Genomic DNA, 20,125 nt, shown 5'->3' with positions numbered 1-20,125 from the left:
AATCAAGTGAGAACGTGATATCGACGGGACCGGCCGCAAGTGCCGCAGTTTCTCCGAGAAATCCTGCTGCCATAAAAAGAAAAGCTACAAGCGCCAACAGGTAACGAACTTTTCCGTGCATACGTTCCCCCTTCTCGTTATGTTGTTTTTGAGCTGCGTCGCGCACGCTATTCAAGGAGATACGCTATGGCCCGTGCCGGCGCCCCGTCTCCCATCATCATTCGTATCGGCAGGCAGAGAAGATATATTCTCTTGCCCAGTAGATGCCTCGCCTCGTAGCTGATTTCCTCGATAAGCGGGATGCCGTTACCCAGCAGAAGATTGTGCGCCGGATTTTCAGGGTTCCCGTACTGGTCGATGCTGAAGAAGTCTATGCCGACGGATTTGACTTTCTTCTGTACGAGCCATTCTGCTCCGCTCTTGTCCAGGTAGGTATACTTGGCTGTTATCCAGGACTCCCCGAGATGTTTGGAGCAGCCGGTGAAAAGGATCACGATGTCGTCAGGTTTTACCAGGTCCGCATACTTCTTCAGATCGTCAGCGCTGACGCCAGATCCGATCTCCTTGTAGGAGAGGTCCAGCACAACGCCTTCGCCCATGAACTTATTCAAGTCCATCTCGTCCAGGGCACGTCCCTCATATGAGAGATGGCGCGGTGCGTCAACGTGCGTGCCATGGTGTGTGGCCATGGTTACCTTGTGGACGTTGAACCCGCCCTTGTCGACACTCGAGACTTGTTCCACCTCCAGAGGAAAACTTGCCGGATAAAAGGGCATTTCTTTGGAGACAGGATTCGAGAGGTCGTAATACTTTCCCCCTAGCTTAGGAACCATACTCATGTTGTCCTCTCCGTTGTTATGGATTGACTGCCCGTGGCGCTCGGCTCTAGATCGCGGGCTGTCGCAGGATTGTAGAAGGCCACGTTTCGCCGAGCAAACTATAGTAAAAGCGACATCTCATGTCAAGCGAATTGGGGTGAATGCAGAGGGCGATGGCGGCAGCCTCTTTGAATAGAGTCGAGTGTGGTTTCCATCGGATGGCTTTATTTTTGCAGACGCTTGACGTAAGTGAGAAAAGGAGAAAAGAGTATGCATCGCGCGAAAGAAATTATGTGCTATCCGTTCAGGCGCACCCCGTTGACTGTCGCAGCGCTCATGGCAGTGGTCTGTGCACTCGCCCTTACCGCGCATTGAGTATTATGAGGCGTTTGGAGGCTGTTTCCAGTGAAGGCGGGCACTGATCGACAGCCAAATAATAATGACTGAGATGGACTTATCATCGAGCACAAACGAGCCGATGATTCTGATAAGAGCATCGGCCATACGCCGTAAGTCCTATTGCAAGGCCTGCACATACCGTACTATCTTTTGACTGCAGGTGCTGAAGTAATGACGGAATTGCCTTTCAGACTCAAGGGTAGAATCTTCAGAAGTGCTATGCCGTTCTGCATCTATGACGAAAAGCATACGCTTTTTGGCCAGTACCAGAAGTTGCGCATATCGGTGGTTCTTGTTCTGGCAGGACGGGTCGAATGCCTGCAAAGAACAGGCATAGACCTTGTCGATTTTTATGGCGAGCGAGGCCTTCACGTTATTCATTTCCCAATTCACGACTTCGGCGTCCCCCGCAAGGCGCCTTTGAAACGGGTGCTCCGCAAGGTGATCCGGCTCGCAAACGACGGTCATAATATTGCCATCCACTGTTTCGCAGGTGTTGGCAGAACAGGCACTGTGGCCGCGTGTCTCGCGGGGGAGATATTTGGTGATTCGGGAGCAGAGGCTATCAAGCGCGTCAGAGCCTGGATAGGGGACGGCTCAGTAGAGACTCACGAGCAGAAGAGATTCGTGGTGGAGTACTGCGAAGAAAACGAGTGATCACGAACTCCGCGACGGGCTCCTGAACCGCTGATCGTCCCCTATCTTCATACCGAATGGGCTTTGTCAAAGCCCGGGTTATCTTACTCTTTATAGACCTTCTCGTATTTCGCCTTCAATGTGTACACGTCTTTGACAATCTCCGCGCTGGGCAGGCCCTCGGCTTTTGCCCTCTTGATGTACTCGTCAATAATCGGCTTCATCAGCTTTGGTATTTCTGCCTTATCTGATGCGGGCAGCTGCAATACCTGGTGGTTGTACTTCTGTTTAGACCAGGCCACAGCCTCGGTCACATGATCGTCCACATACTTGGCTGTCCACTCAGACTGCTCTCGCCTCATGTCGTCGAATATCTTTTTCACGTCAGGCGGAAGCGAATTCCATTTGGCCTTGTTCATGACGACGGTGAAATCGGTGAGGGCAATGTTGACAATGGTCGTATATGGACAGTACGCGGCAAAATTGAAGTCCTTGAGCACTTCGATGGAAGAAACAATGCCTTTCACCACGCCCTTCTGGATTGCCTCGGGTGTGTCCGATTGGGGCATGGCGACCGGTGTAGCGCCCAGCGCCTGCACTGCGTCCGCCAATGTGCCTGATACGCGCACTTCCATGCCCTTCAGGTCTTTGAGCGTTCTGACCGGCGTCTTGGTCATGAAGCTGGAAGGCGGAGACGTGAATGCAGCAAGGATCTTCACGGTCTCAAATTCTTTCGGGTTGTATTTTTCGAGCAGGTCGTAGAGTGCCATGCTCGCCACCTTCGAGCTCGGGAAGCCTACCGGGAGGGAAATTGCTTCAGAAATCATGAAGCGGCCCGGCTGGTAGCTCATGGCGAAGTTGCCGATATCGGCTATTCCTGACTGGACGCCATCGAACATGTTCTTGGCGCTGACGAGTGTGCCTCCGGGAAAGGTGTGGACCTTCACCTTCCCATTGGTCCGCTTTTCAACCTCTTTTGCCCACCGTTCCATCTGCACACAGGGAAAGGTCCCTTCAGGCGGGAAGTTGGCGTAGTTGAGATGTATTGTTGTCTGACTTTGTGCCACACTGCTTGAGGCGGCTATAGCGCCGCAGGCGAAGCACATGATAATCGTTGCCACGGTGAGTCTCCTAAGCATAATTACCTCCTTTATTTTTGAGTCTGATCATAAAGCATACTGCCGCGTCGATTATTCCGCTATCACCTCCCTCTGAAGAGATGTACTCTCGCTCGGTATGACGGGACGCATTGACCATCAAGACTGTGTGCCTTCCATGAGGAGATTCTTCAACTGTTTCATGGAGAGCCCTGAGAGCCCCAGGGCATCAAATGTTCTTCCTGTTTTCATGAAGTCTGTTCCTGCTACCACCCCGGCAATAGTGAGGAGAGAACGGGCGACCGGGACGTCCACTCCTGCGTACGCTGCTGCCGATACGAGAAAGGCCAGACCGTACGCGATATCTTCTGTTACGTAGCGATGACTGTAATCGATATTTTCCGACCAAAGATGGCTTGCCATGAGGAGTCGTTTCGATTCCCTCGGATACATCCATTCATTCGGCCGCGTCTCATCATAATAGTCCTCGAGGGGATAATGGTTCGGCTGATAATCGAAGCCTTCTCTCACCCGTATCCGCTCCCCGTCAAGAAGCGAGATTACCTTCCTGATCCCGGGTGTGGTTCCTTCGTTGTGAATATCGTAGGCTGATGGATGCTCGATAGGACCGGTGTTGAGGACAATTAGAGGCGGATGGATGACCGGCCCAGCGTTCATGAGAGCTCCGGAGAGAGCGTCTTCGATAGCGTGGGCCGAGGGGAAAAACCCCTGAATCTTCCCCACGGCATCATCGGTCTTCTTCGCCGGGAAGACGCCGGTCGGAAGGTGGCAGGCGCGCACCACGATGCGAACCTCGTGCGCATCGATCTTCCTTGTCAGATACGGATTCGTTCCTGTCTCTGCAACGGCGATATCCTTGCCGCACCCCATCTCGCGAAATTTCCTGTACATGATGTAGGAGCCGAATGTACCGGGAGGCAGATAGACGACCTGCCCGTCCTCCAGGCACGGTGCGAGGCTCTCCGCGATGGGAATCTGGGTGAACGCGGGGAGGATCGACAGGATTACCTCCACACCCCTTACCGCTTCACTGATATCATCGGTGACGAGCGCGATCCGGGCCTCTCCCCGGAGTGTAGGCCCCGAGACCGTGATAGTGCCGGTTTCTCTTACGGCTGACAGCTCCTCAGGAAATTTGCTCCACAGTCTTACCTCGCATCCCTGTAGCGCGAAGTCCGCGGCTGCCGCGAAAGAGCCGTTACCTCCGCCCAGGACGGCTATTTTCTCTTTCATCGTCTCCCCCTCATTCTCTATCTGATCGCTTTGAGCACCTTTATGAAATCGCGATATTTATTTTCAAACAGAGATTTCGTGTCGCGACCGTGGTAGTCGTATATGCCTTTTCCTGCCCGCGGTCCCGTCTCCCCCTTTTCCATTTTTTCCTCAATCAGTTTTGGAGCCTTAAACCTCGCGCTTCTGTATGCTGTATAGAGAAAGCGGTCAGCGTAATAGAGGATGTCGAGGCCGCCCAGGTCGATGAACTCCAGAAGACCAAGCACGGACAGCCTGAAACCAAAACCGTACCGGATCGCAACGTCGATATCCTCCGCGCTGGCAATTCCTTCCTCCAGTATGCGCACTGCTTCGTTCATAGCACCCGCCTGAATCCTTGGGATGATAAAGCCGGGGCTGTCTCTCAGCACCACCGGCACCTTACCGATGCTCTTGAGCAGTGTGGTCATCTTTTTCACTGCAGTATCGGCGGTTGTGTTGGCGCGTGCAACCTCCACGAGGGGAATAATAAAGGCAGGATTCAGCCAATGGGTTATGAGCAGCCTCTCTGGATTGGCAAGCCCACGTGCCATCGTTTTGATATCAATGGTGGAGGTAGCGGATGCGACTATTGCGGTAGAACGTAGTAAAGGCGATATATCGCGGAAAAGCTGGATCTTCAACTCCGGCCTTTCGGGCAGGGCCTCGAAGATATACTCCCCGGCAACATTCTCTCTGGTGATTCCGCTATAGAACGTCAGGGAAGAGAGAACCGCCGCAGGACGCAAGGCAGTGTACTTAAGCTTGCCGAGGAGTCTGACAGTTGAACCCATTTCTTCACGGGCCCGTGCAATCAGTTGTTCGCGCTCCTTCCGGCTTCTCTCTTTCACGTCCACTATCTTCACAGGCACACGGGCTAGAGCAAACGCGAGAGCAATGCCGAGGCCCATACGACCTGGACCCACAACGACAATGCTCTTTTCCTTTCTCTGCTTATCTTGCATCACGCTCCTCCTGACTGGGCACATCTTTCACTCCACAGCTAGGCTGCTTTTGTCAACACTATCCCACTGCCGTTATTTTCGCAAGAACGAAAATCGACTTCGCAAACGCCTGGATACCGGCTCAAGCTTGAAACGACAAACGGGAAAGAGCGCTGCTGAGTGATTCCCGGTCAGTACGATCGCTCTATGTGATCTCTGACGAAGTGCTGCATGATCCGCAGATCGTCCTCATCGTACCTGATCGTGATGCCCTCGTGCCCCTGTTCATTCTTATCACACTGTTTTTCTTTTTGAAACTTTTCGCTTGCCTGGTACATTCTGCGCCTCCTTTGAAATAAAAAAAGCCGCTTTGAGTATTCGGGCCTCAAAGCGGCTATAAAAAAACCGCGTAAGCCCTGGAATCCGTCTATCCCAGGACTTAAGCGGTCTTTCTTACTGGGACAGCCGGTTAGCTATCCCACCACCATACCTTCCGCATGTTGGTTCTGTCTGTTCTCATGAAGTGCATAAGGGTACCAGTAAAACACATGGAAAAGTTTCTTGTCAAGGAGTTTTTGAATTCGCTTGTCAAATCGCAAGAAACCTGGTTGCGCGGCTCCAAAACAGCGCCTCATTGCGACCCGAATAGCACATTGAGGCGCATCAGGAGACTTAAGTCTCCTTCAGCCTTGAACTCGCCTCTCATGAAGGCCTGTTGGCCGTCTTTCTCCCTGGCCGCAATCGCCAGCCACACTTCCGAAGGAGTCTTGATAGTCAGGCTTGGTGCGGGGGCTCGCCCCTCGTTGTACGTGCAGGTTCCGTTACCGATCGAAAGGAACCACGCTCCCGGTTGTCTGCCCGTTACATCAAACTGGATCGTGGCTTTGAGATTGCCCGCAGCGGATGGGTTAAATGTCAGAGCCATGCCCCGAAGGAGGAGTCTCATATCCTGGGACAGTTTCTTCTCCTGTGCCGAAGTTCTTGCTGTATCTTTTTGGAAGCTGTCCCACCAGATGTTTGCCATATCCGCCAGTTCTTCTACGGGTACGACAGGCTGCTGAAGGCTCGCTTCTGTTTCTTTTGAAACGGCGCCATCACGAACCACCTCGACTCCCGCCTGAAAGGCTGCTTTGAATATGCCTTCTGCTTTTTGCCTGATGAAGTCCTGCTTCAACACGAGCTCCGCAGAAGGGACGAGGAGTTCGCCCACCAAAGGGATCTTCCCTGATTTCTCTATGTGACGAAAGATTTGTCTGAGCCCGTCAAAATGAGAGACTTCCGGGAACCCGCAGGTGGAAACGAGTACCATCCCGGAAGCACCGCTGCTGTATCGTTTAGGATGGCGATAGGTATCACTCTCTTTGACCAGGTGCGGGTCAAGGAGGGGGAGCATCCTCTCCTGGAATGCTTTCAGCAACGCGGTAACATTGTAATTATAAAGCGGTGTAGCGTAGACGAGAAGGTCTGCGCCCCTTACCTTATCCAGAAGCTCGGGCATGTCGTCTTTAAACACGCATACACCAGGCGTTTTCGTCCAGCACGTGTAGCAGCCCACACAGGGGTGTATGTTCTTTTCTTTGAGATAGACCGTTTCGACCGCCGCCCCCTCGCTTCTGGCGCCGGCCAGGAATTCCTGAAGGAGTTTTTCCGTGTTGCTGACCTTTGGCCGCGGGCTACCCTGGATAGCTAAAACGTTCATGCTCTCTTTCCCTCCTTTTACGGATGACTGTTCTTTGTCAAGTTTTTCCTCGAAGCGATTTCTTTCGGGTGACTGATCTGTTGCGGGTGGGCGAAAGAGTTCCGCCATTTTCATGAGCAATGCCATGTCTCCCTGGACGGAGAACAAGCCTTCCATCAGCGCCTTGGGTCGGTCCACTTCGCCACGCGCAATCTTGAGCCAGGCTTCTGCTGACGAGTTGATAGTGAGGGTAGGTGAAGATTCACGTCCCTCCCTGAATGTGCACTGACCGTTTTTTACGGATAAGACCATGTCTCCGCCGCCTTCACCGGAGAGCAGAAACTGGATTGTAGCGGAAAGACCCGGTATAGCGTCAGAGTTGAAGCCGAGGGGCATCCGGGAGATCAGGTCCCTTGCCGTGCCTTCAAAGAGCGCATGTTCTTCGGGTCTGGCAGGGAACTTTCTCTTCAAGTAGAATTCCGGGTACATCTTTGAGAAAGGCAGTCCGATGGCAAGCACGAGAATGAGCGGCACAAGAATTGAGAATAGGGGTTTCCCCTCACCAGAAAAGCTGGAGCAGGCTGCGGCCAGAAAGAGAGCGCTCCATACGTACGTAATGTGGAGGTTGATGGTCCGGAACTGAGGCGTGTTCCAGACACTCTCCGGGTACCACTGCTTGGCGATAGCGTACGTGAAGGGGTCGAATCCAAACGCCTGCGGCAGAAGGGTTGTCAGGCAGAGAACTATATAGAGCAATGAAGTAGAGTGGGTGACGAAATGCATGGCGATTCCTTCCGGCATGACAAAAACCCAGAGCGTCGCGACAGCGAGAAAAGCGAGAAAGGCCCGTTCGAGGTACGTCGTCTGCTTTGTGAGCTTTCTCGAGAGAAGACATTGGGCCAGAGCGCACGCGACACCCGCGAGGGCCGCGATTCTCGTCTGGCCCAGGGTCGCCGGGCCAGTGCGCGCTACCACTTTGAACAGAATGACCGGTACGAAAGAGGTGACCATCAGAAGCGTATGGGTTCTAGGCTTCACAATATCCTCCCGGAAGGCGGTTTGCTTGACCGCCTGTCTCCTGCACACCCTTTCCGTGGTAACTCAGGCACATATATGTATGTACATATATAATACTGCACATATAAAAAGTCAAGAGAATTTTCATTGCCCGTTTACCGGCGGCAATCGCGTTTCGCTTGACAGAGCCTTGCCCAGCATTTAGAATCGCTTTGGCAAAAGACTCGACTCGAGGGGGCAAACAGATATGAAAGGCTTGGCATCATGCGTGGCGGCCATACTCTTCACGCTGGTCGCATTGGGTATCGGGGTTTCATGCGGTTTTGCGCAGTCGTATCCGAATCACTCTGTTCAGTTCGTGATCCCGGCGACACCAGGTTCGGCTATAGATATTCCCGGAAGGATGGTGGCAGACGAATTGTCAAAGAGCTTAGGAGTGCCGTTTGTTCCCATCAACAAGCCCGGGGGATCGTTCACACTGGGTACGGATTTTGTGGCCCGAAGCAAAAAAGACGGCTACACGCTCGTCTATACGAACAATCCGGCCATCGTCTATTCCCGGATCATCAGCCCTGACACTGTTCGCTATGATCCGGATAAGGATCTGGAGCCGTTGGGACTCCATTTATTCTTCGCTCACGCGATTGCAGTGCAGTCGAACGCTCCGTGGAAGACCATGAAAGAACTATTAGACTACGCCAAGGCAAACCCTGATAAACTGCGTGTGAGCACTGCGGGAATCGGATCCGTCACCCACTTTCATCTCGAGACCATCGAGTCGTTGACCGGCACACAGTTCAACCACGTGCCCTTCAAAAGCGGCGAGGCGGTCATCACTGCACTCCTGGGAGGACACGTGGAGGTGACCTTCGACGCGGTGAGCAAAATCATACCCCACGTCGAATCCGGGAAGCTGAGAATGCTTCTCACGACCATTAAAATGAAAGAGTATCCCAACGTGCCAACCATTCGTGACCTGGGGTATAAGCAACAATTGGTTCCGAGCTGGTTCGGTATGTACGGGCCGGCGGGACTTCCTGAAGACGTGAAGAAGGTTCTGGTTCCGGCTATTGAGAAGGCAATGAGGAATCCCGAGCTAAAGACCAAAATCGATAAGCTCCAATTCATTGTTGATTACAGGCCCCCCGCTGAGCAGAAGAAATTGGCTGCTGACGAGTATGCAGGAGCGCTTGTCATAGCAAAGAAAATAGGGTTGCTTCAATAACGTGGCTGGGATCCGATCCCCTTGGAACGCTTTGTTGCGCTAATCAGTTCAGGGACCGGGAGAAAACTTGCAGCGACTTAATTGTAATCGGAAGGGGTGAAGAACATGGCAAGAATTGAAATGAATGTGGAGAAGATGCTCGACCGCGGCCCGAAATACGGCTTCCTGGAGGTGCAGGTGAGCTTCGAGGAAAAACCGTCTCCCGAAAAGGGCATGAGCCTTGCGTCGGTCATTATCTCTTTACCCAAAGCAGAAGTGGGGAGCATGTCCATCGACCAGATCAGAGCCATGGCCCTCTCCAAAGCCCGCTCCTTCATGGAGGAGTGTGTGAAGAGCGCCGCGGGCAACTGATTACGTATCCTTTTACTGCCTGGTCAGATGCCTGTACTTGATGCGATGGGGCTGGTCTGCGGCCGGACCCAGGCGGGCCTTTCTGTCGGCTTCATACTCGGAATAATTCCCGTCAAACCAGACGACCTTGCTGTCACCCTCGAAGGCCAGCATGTGTGTGGCGATGCGGTCGAGAAACCATCGGTCGTGGCTTATGACCACGGCGCAACCGGCGAAGCTCTCTAAAGCCTCTTCAAGCGCACGCATGGTGTTCACGTCGAGGTCATTCGTTGGCTCGTCAAGTAGAAGGACGTTTGCCTCTTCCTTCAGCATACGCGCTAGGTGTACGCGGTTTCTTTCTCCGCCCGAGATCATTGACACCTTTTTCTGCTGATCGTTTCCTGAAAAATTGAAGCGAGCCACGTAGGCTCTGGAATTGACCTGCCGTTTGCCTAACTGAATAGTGTCATCTCCTCCCGAGATGACCTCCCATATGGTTTTGTTTGGATCGAGAATGTCGCGGCTTTGATCGACGTACGCCAGCTTCACAGTCTCGCCGATCTTGAAGGTGCCTGAATCAGGTTTCTCCTGGCTGGTGATCATCCGGAAGAGCGTAGTCTTTCCTGCTCCGTTTGGCCCGATAATGCCTATGATGCCGCCGGGCGGCAATGAGAAACTCATTCCCTCCATGAGAATATTCTCCCCATAGCCTTTACTCACGTTATCAGCCTCTATCACCACATTGCCCAATCGTGGTCCAGGTGGAATGTAGATCTGCAGCTCTTTTGCACTCTTTTCCACGTCGCGACTGAGGAGGGCCTCGTACGAACTGATACGGGCTTTTGCTTTCGCGTGGCGCCCCTTGGGAGACATCCGTATCCATTCAAGCTCGCGCTGCAGGGTCTTCTGTCTCTCGGTCTCAGACTTCTCTTCCTGCGCCAGGCGGTTCTGCTTCTGTTCAAGCCACGAGGAATAATTTCCTTTCCACGGGATCCCGTACCCTCTGTCCAGTTCCAGGATCCACCTGGCCACGTTGTCGAGAAAATACCGGTCATGCGTGACAGCGATCACGGTTCCGGCATAATTCTGCAGATGATGCTCCAGCCACGCCACGCTCTCTGCGTCGAGGTGGTTGGTCGGTTCGTCCAGAAGCAGAATATCAGGCTTCCTGAGGAGCAGCCTGCAGAGGGCCACACGGCGCCTCTCACCGCCGGACAGGACACTGACCGGAGTGTCTCCCGAAGGGCAGCGCAGCGCATCCATAGCCATTTCAAGACGCGAATCAAGATCCCACGCGTCGAGGGCATCCAGCTTTTCCTGCACTTCGCCCTGTCGTTCGATGAGTTTATTCATCTCGTCGTCTGACATGGGCTCGGCTAATTTCTCGCTGATGAGGTTGAATTCATTCAGGGCAGCTACAATCTCATGGACTCCCTCTTCCACAATTTCACGGACTGTTTTTCCCTCGTCCAGTTTCGGCTCCTGTTCGAGAAATCCCACCGTGTAGCCGGAAGAAAGAACCGCCTTGCCGTTAAAGTTCTGATCAACTCCTGCCATGATGCGCAGGAGAGAGCTCTTCCCCGATCCGTTCAAGCCGAGGACACCGATTTTTGCTCCGTAAAAATAGGAGAGGGAGATATCTTTCAGCACGGGTTGCTTGTCATAATACTTACTCACCCTGACCATCGAATAAATCACTTTGTTCGGTTCAGTGCTCATGGTTATTGCATCTCCCTTCTGAGGCTCCTTGAGGATCGGCGGTGCTGAAGTATACCATAATCACGTTGGCCCGTTTCTCCTTGCCAGCAGCAGGCATTCTCACTGCGCTGCAGTCGCGAAGGCGAGACGCACGTTCACCGGTACGCGGATTATTGTGCGGATGAAAAGCATTTGCGTGTTGGATGAAGATAGAAAGACCTGCAGCGTCAAGAGGCGCTCCGCCTGCCGGATGGCCCAATTAGTTGAGCAAAAGCTTACCCGGGGCGCAGCGCCTCTTGTTACCAAACTACGCTTCCTGATGGCTCGTCTGGTTGAAGAAGCGCTCCTATCGATTTCTCTATTTCTCGATGAATACTTTGTGTTTTTCTCAGCGCGTGATGTGAGTAACACCCGTGGAAAATCCCACGGGTACCCGGCTTGCCTGTGGGAATCTATTTGCTCTGACCTTCGCGGACGAGGGGGACAAAGGCCACAGGATCCAATTCCTTGACCTCCGCCTTGCCTTGTTTCTTTGTGACGAGCGTGAGTTTCTGGTGGAAGGTTGTGCTGCCAAGCGGCATGATCATCCGTCCGCCTTCCTTGAGTTGGTAAAAAAGCGGCGGAGGCATACGATCCGTAGACGCGGTGATGATGATCGCGTCGAATGGGGCGTGTTCCGGCCAGCCAAGATAGCCGTCGCCCAGCTTTGCGCGGATATTCCGATATCCCATCTTTTCGAGTTTATCGCGAGTCTTCTCGTAGAGCTCGGGCCGGATCTCGATCGTAAAAACTTCTTTGGCAATCTCAGCCAGGATCGACGCCTGATAACCGGAGCCGGTGCCCACTTCCAGAACGCGTTCGCCACCCTTCAAGCGTAAGGCTTCGGTCATGAGTGCCACCACATAGGGCTGGGATATTGTCTGTCGTTCACCGATAGGCAGCGGATAATCATTGTAGGCTTGCGACCTGAGCGATTCTTCAACAAAGAGGTGGCGTGGTACCTTTCGCATGGCGTTGAGCACCAGCGTGTCTCTGATTCCTCGCCCTTCGATGTCCTGCCTCACCATCTGGAGCCTTCGTGCCTCAAATGGGTCAGACTGGGCCAATCCTGCAGTGCATGCAGCAAGCATGATCAACGCGAGTAAACCGCGTGCAAGGGATCGCTTCATCGACACTATTCTACCACGGCGGGATCTCATGGTCGCGGGTTTCCGGTCAAGAATTCGGCCGAGACCTGATTCCGGAACGGCTGTTCGGAAAACAGTCCGTCTTGTAAAGCCGGGTGAAACCGGGTAATCTTAGGCGGCTTGCAGGGATTGCCGGGTGCCTTGAAGGCTCTGCAATCACTGCTGCGGCCTTTTGTGAGATGTCTCGTGGATACGAATAGGTTACGTTCCATTTATCAGATCCTGCGGAAATTCCTGGCGGATCCTGACGAATCTTTTCTCGTCCAGTCCATCGAAACGCAAGCGCTCTTTATCTGTGATAAGCAGAAGATTATCGGTCAGTTCGATTGTTCCACCTCCCGTTTCGGAACTGGTATCCGGGAGAACTCGTTTAAGACACCGCCCGGTCTTCATCGTGTCACGGAGAAAATCGGCGCGGGCGCGCCTGCGGGGCGCATTTTCAAAGAACGAAGGGATACGGGGATTGATTGGGATCAGCGTTCGCGTGATGAGAATCTGATACTGACGCGTGTTCTGCGATTGGAAGGCCTGGAACAAGGAATCAATAAAGGCGGAAGCGTCGATTCATATAATCGATGCATCTATATTCATGGCACCAACCAGGAGGATCTCGTGGGCACGCCCCTTTCCCACGGATGTCTGTGTCTGCGTAACCAGGACATGCTCCGCCTCTTCGACCTGGTCAGTGTTGGCGCGCTTCTCTACATTGATCCTCTGCCTTTACGTGTTGGCGACACTGCGTGTCGACGTGTTCATTTTGCCGGTGTGTTCGGCACGGGCATGAGCGGGCTCGCACAGTATCTGCGCTTTGAGGGGATCACGGTGTCCGGCTCTGATCGATTACTTGATACTGAGGATACCGCCTTGATGCGGAGATCCCTCGAAGAGCTCGGCTGCGTAATCGTTAATCAGGACGGTTCAGGCATCCGGGCAGATACCGACGCTCTCTGTATTTCGACCGCAATAGAGGAGTCAAACCCTGATATCGCTGCTGCGCGCACGCATGGTGTACCCATTGTGCATCGCTCTGATCTGCTTGCCTCACTCATTGCATCGAAGAGGAGCATTGCGGTCGCAGGTACAAGCGGCAAATCAACTGTCACGGCCATGATATTCGAATTACTGACCGCATGCGGCAAATCCCCCTCTCTCATCTCTGGTGCGCCTCTTGTGAGACTCGAAAAGCAGGGGCTGATCGGTAACGCCTTCAGTGGCGCCTCTGATCTTCTGGTAGCGGAAGCTGACGAGAGTGACGGAACACTCGTCAAATACGCTCCGGAGGCATCGGTCATTCTTAATGTGTCGAAGGACCACAAGAGCGTTGAGGAGTTACGCGACCTTTTTTCAACTCTTGCATCGCGATCGCAGTGGAGCGCTTCAAATGGGGATGACCCGATCCTTGCTGCCATACAGACCACGGTGCGTTATGGCCGTAATGGTTCTGTTTCGTGGCAACCGGATGGCGAAGAGCTTCTGGGCAGGTCCGTGAAACTTGTGCGCAAGGGCATCGAATACCATCTGCCCTTGCCGGGCATTCACAATCTTGAGAACCTGCGTGCTGCGCTGTGTGTCTGCGAGCACTTCGAATGCGACCCGCGCACTCTTGCCGGGGCCGCACGAACCTTCGAGGGTATAGCGAGACGCTTCAGCGTAACGGACACAGTGGGCAAGGTATGTGTGGTAGATGATTTTGCGCACAATCCGGCGAAAATAGCGGCCGCGGTGACTGCGGCGCGGGGTTTGTCTGCACGTATACTTGCCGTATACCAACCGCATGGGTTTGGTCCAACCCGATTCCTGAAAGATGACTATATTGCAACGTTTCGAGCCGTCTTCCGCGAGAACGACTCGCTCTATCTCCTCCCGATCTATTATGCCGGCGGCACTGCTCAAAAGAATATTTCGTCGGGCGACCTCGTAAACGCGCTCGGCCCAGTTGTGTTCAAAGCAGAAGCGGTACGCGATCGTGATGAGTTGCTGGCTGAATTGAAAGCCGATGCGCGACCCGGCGATTGTGTTCTTATTATGGGCGCGCGCGACCCATCGCTTTCGACCCTGGTAAGAAAAACGGTAGACTTGTTCGGTGGTCCCGTTTCTGAGTCTGTTTGAAAGGCCTTCTCAGGCCGCGTCCTTGCTCTGGCCCGATGCGGATGCAGCTCGATGTCCAGGCCTCTGGTTCTTTTTTATACACTGTTGTCAGAGAAGTGTTTCTATTTTCGCGTCAACCGCCAGGCAGCCTTTGCCTTTGCCGAGCACAATAAGAGGATTAACATCGATAGTGTTGATGTCCGGGTGATCGCACGCGAGCCGCGAAAGAGCGATCATGCACCTGACCAGGTTTTCCCGGTCGGCCGGTGGAGCGCCCCTGAAGCCTCTAAGCAGAGGCGCGCCCTTGCACTCATCTACCATTCGCTCTGCCTCATACTCGTCAATCGGCAGTACGCGTATAACAATATCTCTCATCAACTCGACGAGTGTGCCTCCAAGTCCAAAGAGGAGCACAGGCCCGAATTCTGCATCACGCTTAACGCCGAGAATTACCTCCTGTCCTGCAGGCGACATCTTCTGCACTACAAAACTCTCGCTTTGCATGCCGGTGAAGGCCTCCTGCAGCGCTGCAGCATCTTTGAGGTCGAGCCGGACGCCTCCTTTCTCGGTCTTATGCAGGTCGTCTGCCATCTTGAACGCGACAGGGTAGCCGATCCGGTTTGCTTCGCGGAGTGCCTCTCCGATCGATCGTACAATCCCGTAGTCGGCCACCGGCAGGCCATAATGCGATAGCAGGCGGAAGGTTTCTTTTGTTGTCATCAAACGAGAGGAGTCTGCGAGCCTGGTCGGTGCGGTGCGACGCCACGCTCCGCGAGACAATGAACCTGCAAACGTGCGTTTCGGAAGATTCCTGGAGTGATGGAATGATTTGGCCAGTGCGTTCATCGCCGTATCAACGTCGTCGAAGACGGGGAAGTCTGCCGCGAGCTTTATCTGGAACCACTGTTCCCTGTTTGATATCATGCAGAGCACAGCAGGTTTTTGATAAAGATGTTTCAGTGCGGCGGCGCGCCGGATGAGTTCCTGCATGTGTTGGCCATCGCTTTCGGAACTGAATGTGGAGATGAAGACCACGCCGTCAACATCCTGTTCCTGAAGCGCCCACTCGAGGATATCCGCATAGAGGCGAAGATCGTAGACATCGCCGATATCGAGCGGATTGGTTGCCCTGATCACGCCCCGTTTGCTTTCCTGTATGCGTTCATAGAACTCACGGGAAAAGGAAGCCAATTCGAATCCCTCGCGATGCGCCGCGTCACCGGATACAACACCATGGCCGCCCGAACGGCTGATCAAGGCGAGTCTCGGTCCTGTGAGCGGGGGAAGGCTGAAGATCTTGAAAGAGTCCATCATCTCCGATAGGTTCGCGACTCGAATCATTCCCGCCTGCTGCACCGCGCTATCCACCACGTGATCATCACCCGCGAGCGCCGTGGTATGAAACCGGGCAATCTTCTCCCCTTCAGGGCTGCGGTTGGCTTTGAGTACGACGACCGGCTTATGCGTTGAGGATGCCAGCTCCATAGTCCTGCGGCCGTCAGAAAAGTTTTCCAGGTAAAGCCCGATGGTCGATGTCGCCGCGTCGGAGACGAGATACTCCAAAAAATCATTCTCGTTCAACATCAGCTTGTTGCCGATGCTGATAACTTTGCTCAGGCCCAGATTTTCGCATGAGCTGAGCATAAGCGTGTCGTAGACCAGCCCTCCGCTTTGTGAAATCAAGGCAGAAGCCCCGCTCTTCATATAACGAGGTTCGACAATGAAGAAGGGCAGGACAAGTCCCTGCTCCAGGTTTGTGACGCCGAAACAATTTGGCCCGAGAACCTTGATCTCCCAGGCACGGGCGATCCGTCGCACGCTCTCTTCGAGGTTTTCTCTTTCCTCTGCAAATTCAGAGAATCCGCCCGATTCGATGATGACGTGGTGTATCCCCTTTCGTCCGCACTCTTCGAGCGTATCGGGTATCTGGGCAGCCGGAATCAATAGTATCGCAAGATCCGGGCAGCCACCGGCCGCCTCGAGGGATGGCACGATGTCGCGCCCCCCAATGGAGCCTCCGCCGGGGCCGATCGGATGCACTTGCCCTGGAAAGCTGAAACGCAGAAGGTTTTCCACGATGATCCGTCCGAAATTGGAGGGTCTATCGGATACGCCGAAAACCGCCACGCTTTTTGGATAGAAAAACTGTTCCATACGGCTTCATGAGCGCAATAGATTTTCGCGGGCAAGCCCGTGGCACTCTTGCACCAGTGATTAGGTTTACAATCGTAGCACAATCCTCTGAGCGATGCATCGGAGAACACAAATCATGGCATGAACATGGTATGCTACTTCACGGGGGCATCCTCGTGGACATCGGACGCGTAAGAAGCATCTATCCTGAAAAGTTCGTATCCGAAGCAACCATTTTTTCTCACATCAATCCCGGTAACCATATCTTCATAGGAACAGGCTGCGGCGAGCCGCAGTATCTGGTCAAAGCGCTCGTCCGGTACGTGGAGTCGAACCCAAAGACCCTGCTGGATACGGAGGTGCTCCATATCTGGACCCTTGGTGTGGCGCCCTATACCGCGGAGAAGTTCAAGCGCAACTTCCGCCACAACGCATTCTTTGTTGGTGACAACACGAGAGATGCGGTCAACCAGGGTATGGCCGACTACGCGCCCGTATTCCTCTCGGAGGTCCCGGGTCTGCTCAGAGGGAAGATGATCTCCATTGATGTAGCGCTCGTCCAGATCTCACCGCCGGACGCTCACGGCTTTTCCAGTCTCGGCATCAGCGTCGACGTGGTGAAAGCCGCCGTGGAAAACGCATCTCTGGTCGTTGCACAGATGAACGCTCTCGTGCCGCGTGTGCACGGTGATTCTTTCATTCACCTCAGCGATATAGATTTCATTGTGCCCTATGATGAACCGCTGCTGGAGTACGAGGAGAACGTGTCGTCCGACATAGCCGAGAGAATCGGCAAGCACGTAGCCCGGATCGTGGAAGACGGCGACACGATACAGGTGGGCTACGGGAGCATTCCCAATGCGATCCTCGGTGCTCTGGGGCAGAAGAAAGATCTGGGGGTGCATACCGAACTTTTCACGCAGGGTATTGCGGACCTGATGAAAGCGGGGGTCATCACTAACACGAGAAAGCGTATGGACCGCGGCAAGAGCGTGGCCAGTTTCTGCATGGGCACGCAGGAGACCTACGCCTTTGTCAACGATAACCCGCAAGTTGAATTCAGGACGATCGACTACACCAACAACCCTTTGGCGATCGCCGGCATGGAACAGATCACGGCAATCAACAGCGCTCTCGAGATCGACCTTACCGGTCAGGCCACGGCAGAATCAATAGGCAGAATATTTTACAGCGGCATAGGCGGGCAGGCCGATTTCATGCGCGGTGCGGCACTGGCTTCCAGGGGGAAGTCGGTGCTTGTGCTTCAATCTACGGCTCAGGATGAGTCTGTGTCGAGGATTGTCCCGTTCCTGCAGGAAGGAGCTGGTGTCACCCTGACCCGAGGCGACATCCACTACGTAGTCACAGAATACGGCATCGCCTACCTGCACGGAAAGAATATCAGGGAACGGGCGATGTCGCTTATCGCGATTGCACATCCGAAGTTCCAGCCGGCCCTCATCGAGGCGGCAAAGAAACACATGCTCATTTACCGCGACCAGGCATACCTGGAAGGGAAAAAGGGTGAGTATCCGGAGCATCTCGAAAGCCGCAGGACGACCAAGTCCAAAGACGTTATCTTGCTGCGGCCGGTGCGGATCAGCGACGAGGCTGCCCTCAAGGATTTTTTCTATTCGCTTTCGGAAGATACGCACTACAAGCGGTTTATGTCTGCGCGGAAGGCAATGCCTCATGAGCAACTCCAGCGCTCCTTTGTCGTAATCGACTACACGAGGGAAATGGTAATACTTGCGGTGTTCGAACAAGAAGGGAGGGAAGTAATTGCCGGCGTTGCACAATACAGAGGCCACGAAGGGAGCCACACGGCTGAAGTGGCTCTCGTGGTGAAAGACGAGCATCAGAACAGAGGCATCGGTACCGAACTCCTGACTCATATCTCGTATATTGCCAGGAAGCAGGGATTGCTTGGCTTTACGGCTGAGGTCCTGAGAGATAACAGGGCCATGCTCCATCTCTTTGAAAAGGCGGGCTTCACGATAGAGAGGGAAATCGTTGCGCAGCTCTATACGCTGCGTCTCGGATTCCGTCAACCATGACGTTTTCGCGTCACAGCTTATTTTCTTGAGCATCTTTCAGCTTCAGGGTAACGCCATCCACCCCATCTGAAAGCCACCGTGCACTGAACCCCAGTTTTCTGGCAAGCTTGAGCATCTCATCGTTGTCGGCCAGCACCGTGCCGACGAATTGTTCAAGATTCTTTTCGCGGCCAATGTTGATCAACATCTCCATGATTTTGCGACCAATGCCTTCTTTCTGATAGAGGTCATGGACGAGGATTGCAAATTCCGCGGACTTGAACTCCGGATCCATTATGAGCCTTCCGACAGCGATGATCTTTCGTTTTCCGTTTTCTGTGATCTCCGCAACAATCGCCGCGTGCCGGGAATAATCAATATTGCAAAATAGGATAAGCCACTCGTGGCTTATCTCCTTGATGGGTGGCGCTGCCCAAGGCACCACTCTGGGATATAAAGGCGATATTGCCTTGCGGCGGGTCGCTCTTGAGAAAAGTTGCGTTCAGACCGATTGGCGGCCTCGCGAAGCCCAGGCAATTCGGCCCGAGGATGCGCATTCCGTATTTGTTTCTGGTTTCTTCTATCTCGGCCTCGAGTTTCCTTCCCTCTTCACCTGTTTCTCTGAACCCCGCCGAAATAATAACCACTCCATCCACACCTGCTCTCCCGCAATCCTGGATCAGCGCCGGTACGGTAGGTGCAGGCGTGACGATAACCGCAAGGTTCACCTGCTCAGGCACACTGGTTATGTCAGGATAGGCCTCCACGTCCAGGACCCTTTTGCTGTTAGGATTTACAGGATATACTTTTCTTTCTTTCAAGCCCAGAAGGTTTTCCAGCATTCTCCGTCCGATAGCACCCTCTTTCTCTGTTGCACCAATAATGGCTACGGTCTTGGGATCGAGCATCGCTTCGAACCTGTTCATCTGCTTTCCCTCTCTATCTATCCATTAACGATATAATAACACTGAACGGAAGTACGTGATGAGGTAAACGGGCAACTTTTCGCCTGAGCAGCCGGATAGGCAATAAATCCGTGAGACACTACGGGCGGGGAATGCAACAAAACAACAGAGCCCAGCGGCGAAGAACTTGCTTCACCGCTGGGCCAGACAGAGGGGTATATCGGTATATGGGTCAGGTCATGCAGTCTTTCCGCTCAATGGTTCCGCTGTCTGCGCGGAAAGGCTGCTGATGCTCTCATCACGCGGCCTGCCAGGACTCGCGCCGGCCGTTGCCATCGCCTTTTTCACGCACGGGTGGCTCTTGGCGCCGGTCACGATGTCCTGCGTCGTGTAGCTTCGTCTCTTTCCCGTCAACGCCGCCGAGAAATGTTTTTAGTCCGCCCCACGCTGGATTGAAGATACCGACGGGCATTTCTTTCAGGTGCGGGGATATAATCGGCGCGAAATCCATGTAGGCGAGGATATCCTTCTGCAGGTCCACGCCCGGGGCGATCTCGGTCAGTACGAGTCCTTCTTTTGTCAGCTCAAAGACTGCCCGCTCGGTCACGTAGAGAACCTGCTTGCCGACACTCATCGCATATTTTCCGCTGAAACCAACCTGC

At 53.8% G+C, this 20,125-nt stretch carries 17 protein-coding genes; 5 read left to right on the top strand and 12 right to left on the bottom strand.

Features of this window, described 5'->3' with window-relative positions; all coding sequences use genetic code 11:
* Positions 1 to 167: 167 nt before the first annotated feature.
* Positions 168 to 839, bottom strand: coding sequence for a cyclase family protein (locus VMT71_17725; GenBank protein HVN25811.1), 672 nt, complete (start codon positions 837 to 839; stop codon positions 168 to 170).
* A gap of 549 nt (positions 840 to 1,388) precedes the next feature.
* Here VMT71_17725 and VMT71_17720 point away from each other — a divergent pair.
* Positions 1,389 to 1,874 carry a protein-tyrosine phosphatase family protein gene (locus VMT71_17720; GenBank protein ID HVN25810.1) on the top strand — a complete coding sequence of 162 codons (486 nt, stop codon included), beginning with the start codon at positions 1,389 to 1,391 and terminating at the stop codon, positions 1,872 to 1,874.
* 83 nt (positions 1,875 to 1,957) lie between these two features.
* Here the strand turns inward: VMT71_17720 and VMT71_17715 are convergent, their stop codons facing one another.
* The 5 genes from VMT71_17715 to VMT71_17695 form a co-directional block, all read right to left on the bottom strand.
* Positions 1,958 to 2,992 carry a TRAP transporter substrate-binding protein gene (locus VMT71_17715; GenBank protein ID HVN25809.1) on the bottom strand — a complete coding sequence of 345 codons (1,035 nt, stop codon included), beginning with the start codon at positions 2,990 to 2,992 and terminating at the stop codon, positions 1,958 to 1,960.
* A 117-nt stretch (positions 2,993 to 3,109) separates the two neighbouring features.
* Positions 3,110 to 4,204: an NAD/NADP octopine/nopaline dehydrogenase family protein gene (locus VMT71_17710; GenBank protein ID HVN25808.1), complete on the bottom strand. Its 1,095-nt coding sequence runs from the start codon at positions 4,202 to 4,204 to the stop codon at positions 3,110 to 3,112.
* Positions 4,205 to 4,221: 17 nt separating this feature from the next.
* Positions 4,222 to 5,187: a 3-hydroxyacyl-CoA dehydrogenase NAD-binding domain-containing protein gene (locus VMT71_17705; GenBank protein ID HVN25807.1), complete on the bottom strand. Its 966-nt coding sequence runs from the start codon at positions 5,185 to 5,187 to the stop codon at positions 4,222 to 4,224.
* Positions 5,188 to 5,357: 170 nt separating this feature from the next.
* Positions 5,358 to 5,504 (bottom strand): hypothetical protein, encoded by a 147-nt coding sequence (locus tag VMT71_17700; GenBank protein HVN25806.1) that lies wholly within the window; start codon positions 5,502 to 5,504, stop codon positions 5,358 to 5,360.
* Between the two features lie 293 nt (positions 5,505 to 5,797).
* Positions 5,798 to 7,882, bottom strand: coding sequence for an SCP2 sterol-binding domain-containing protein (locus VMT71_17695; protein ID HVN25805.1), 2,085 nt, complete (start codon positions 7,880 to 7,882; stop codon positions 5,798 to 5,800).
* A 226-nt stretch (positions 7,883 to 8,108) separates the two neighbouring features.
* On the opposite strand from VMT71_17695, the gene VMT71_17690 reads away from it, so the two are divergent.
* Together VMT71_17690 and VMT71_17685 are read left to right on the top strand one after the other, a co-directional pair.
* Positions 8,109 to 9,086, top strand: coding sequence for a tripartite tricarboxylate transporter substrate binding protein (locus VMT71_17690; protein ID HVN25804.1), 978 nt, complete (start codon positions 8,109 to 8,111; stop codon positions 9,084 to 9,086).
* 105 nt (positions 9,087 to 9,191) lie between these two features.
* On the top strand, positions 9,192 to 9,437 hold the full coding sequence (locus VMT71_17685; protein HVN25803.1) for a hypothetical protein: 246 nt from the start codon (positions 9,192 to 9,194) through the stop codon (positions 9,435 to 9,437).
* A 12-nt stretch (positions 9,438 to 9,449) separates the two neighbouring features.
* Here the strand turns inward: VMT71_17685 and ettA are convergent, their stop codons facing one another.
* Together ettA and VMT71_17675 are read right to left on the bottom strand one after the other, a co-directional pair.
* Complete coding sequence (gene ettA, locus VMT71_17680; protein HVN25802.1) at positions 9,450 to 11,135, bottom strand: energy-dependent translational throttle protein EttA; 1,686 nt, start codon at positions 11,133 to 11,135, stop codon at positions 9,450 to 9,452.
* A gap of 431 nt (positions 11,136 to 11,566) precedes the next feature.
* Positions 11,567 to 12,283, bottom strand: coding sequence for a protein-L-isoaspartate(D-aspartate) O-methyltransferase (locus tag VMT71_17675; protein HVN25801.1), 717 nt, complete (start codon positions 12,281 to 12,283; stop codon positions 11,567 to 11,569).
* Positions 12,284 to 12,487: 204 nt separating this feature from the next.
* On the opposite strand from VMT71_17675, the gene VMT71_17670 reads away from it, so the two are divergent.
* The gene (locus tag VMT71_17670; protein HVN25800.1) at positions 12,488 to 14,410 is read left to right on the top strand and encodes a L,D-transpeptidase family protein; all 1,923 of its coding nucleotides are present in this window, start codon (positions 12,488 to 12,490) and stop codon (positions 14,408 to 14,410) included.
* Positions 14,411 to 14,497: 87 nt separating this feature from the next.
* Here the strand turns inward: VMT71_17670 and VMT71_17665 are convergent, their stop codons facing one another.
* The gene (locus VMT71_17665) at positions 14,498 to 16,543 is read right to left on the bottom strand and encodes an acetate--CoA ligase family protein (GenBank protein ID HVN25799.1); all 2,046 of its coding nucleotides are present in this window, start codon (positions 16,541 to 16,543) and stop codon (positions 14,498 to 14,500) included.
* A 155-nt stretch (positions 16,544 to 16,698) separates the two neighbouring features.
* On the opposite strand from VMT71_17665, the gene VMT71_17660 reads away from it, so the two are divergent.
* Positions 16,699 to 18,579 carry a GNAT family N-acetyltransferase gene (locus VMT71_17660; protein ID HVN25798.1) on the top strand — a complete coding sequence of 627 codons (1,881 nt, stop codon included), beginning with the start codon at positions 16,699 to 16,701 and terminating at the stop codon, positions 18,577 to 18,579.
* Positions 18,580 to 18,589: 10 nt separating this feature from the next.
* On the opposite strand, the gene VMT71_17655 is transcribed toward VMT71_17660, so the two are convergent.
* From VMT71_17655 to VMT71_17645, 3 genes are all read right to left on the bottom strand, one after another.
* Positions 18,590 to 19,000, bottom strand: a complete 411-nt coding sequence (locus tag VMT71_17655; protein ID HVN25797.1) for a GNAT family N-acetyltransferase — start codon at positions 18,998 to 19,000, stop codon at positions 18,590 to 18,592.
* Positions 18,933 to 19,484, bottom strand: a complete 552-nt coding sequence (locus VMT71_17650; protein HVN25796.1) for a CoA-binding protein — start codon at positions 19,482 to 19,484, stop codon at positions 18,933 to 18,935. The genes VMT71_17655 and VMT71_17650 overlap by 68 nt, the downstream gene beginning before the upstream one ends.
* Positions 19,485 to 19,761: 277 nt before the next feature.
* Positions 19,762 to 20,125 (bottom strand): hypothetical protein (locus VMT71_17645; GenBank protein ID HVN25795.1); only part of this gene is annotated, 364 nt, incomplete at its 5' end.

It is taken from the genome of Syntrophorhabdales bacterium (assembly GCA_035541455.1).
In the GTDB taxonomy this organism is placed as follows: Bacteria; Desulfobacterota; Syntrophorhabdia; order Syntrophorhabdales; family WCHB1-27; genus JADGQN01.
The sequence above is the reverse complement of the archived record's forward strand: the minus strand, read 5'-3'. Positions and strand labels throughout refer to the sequence as shown.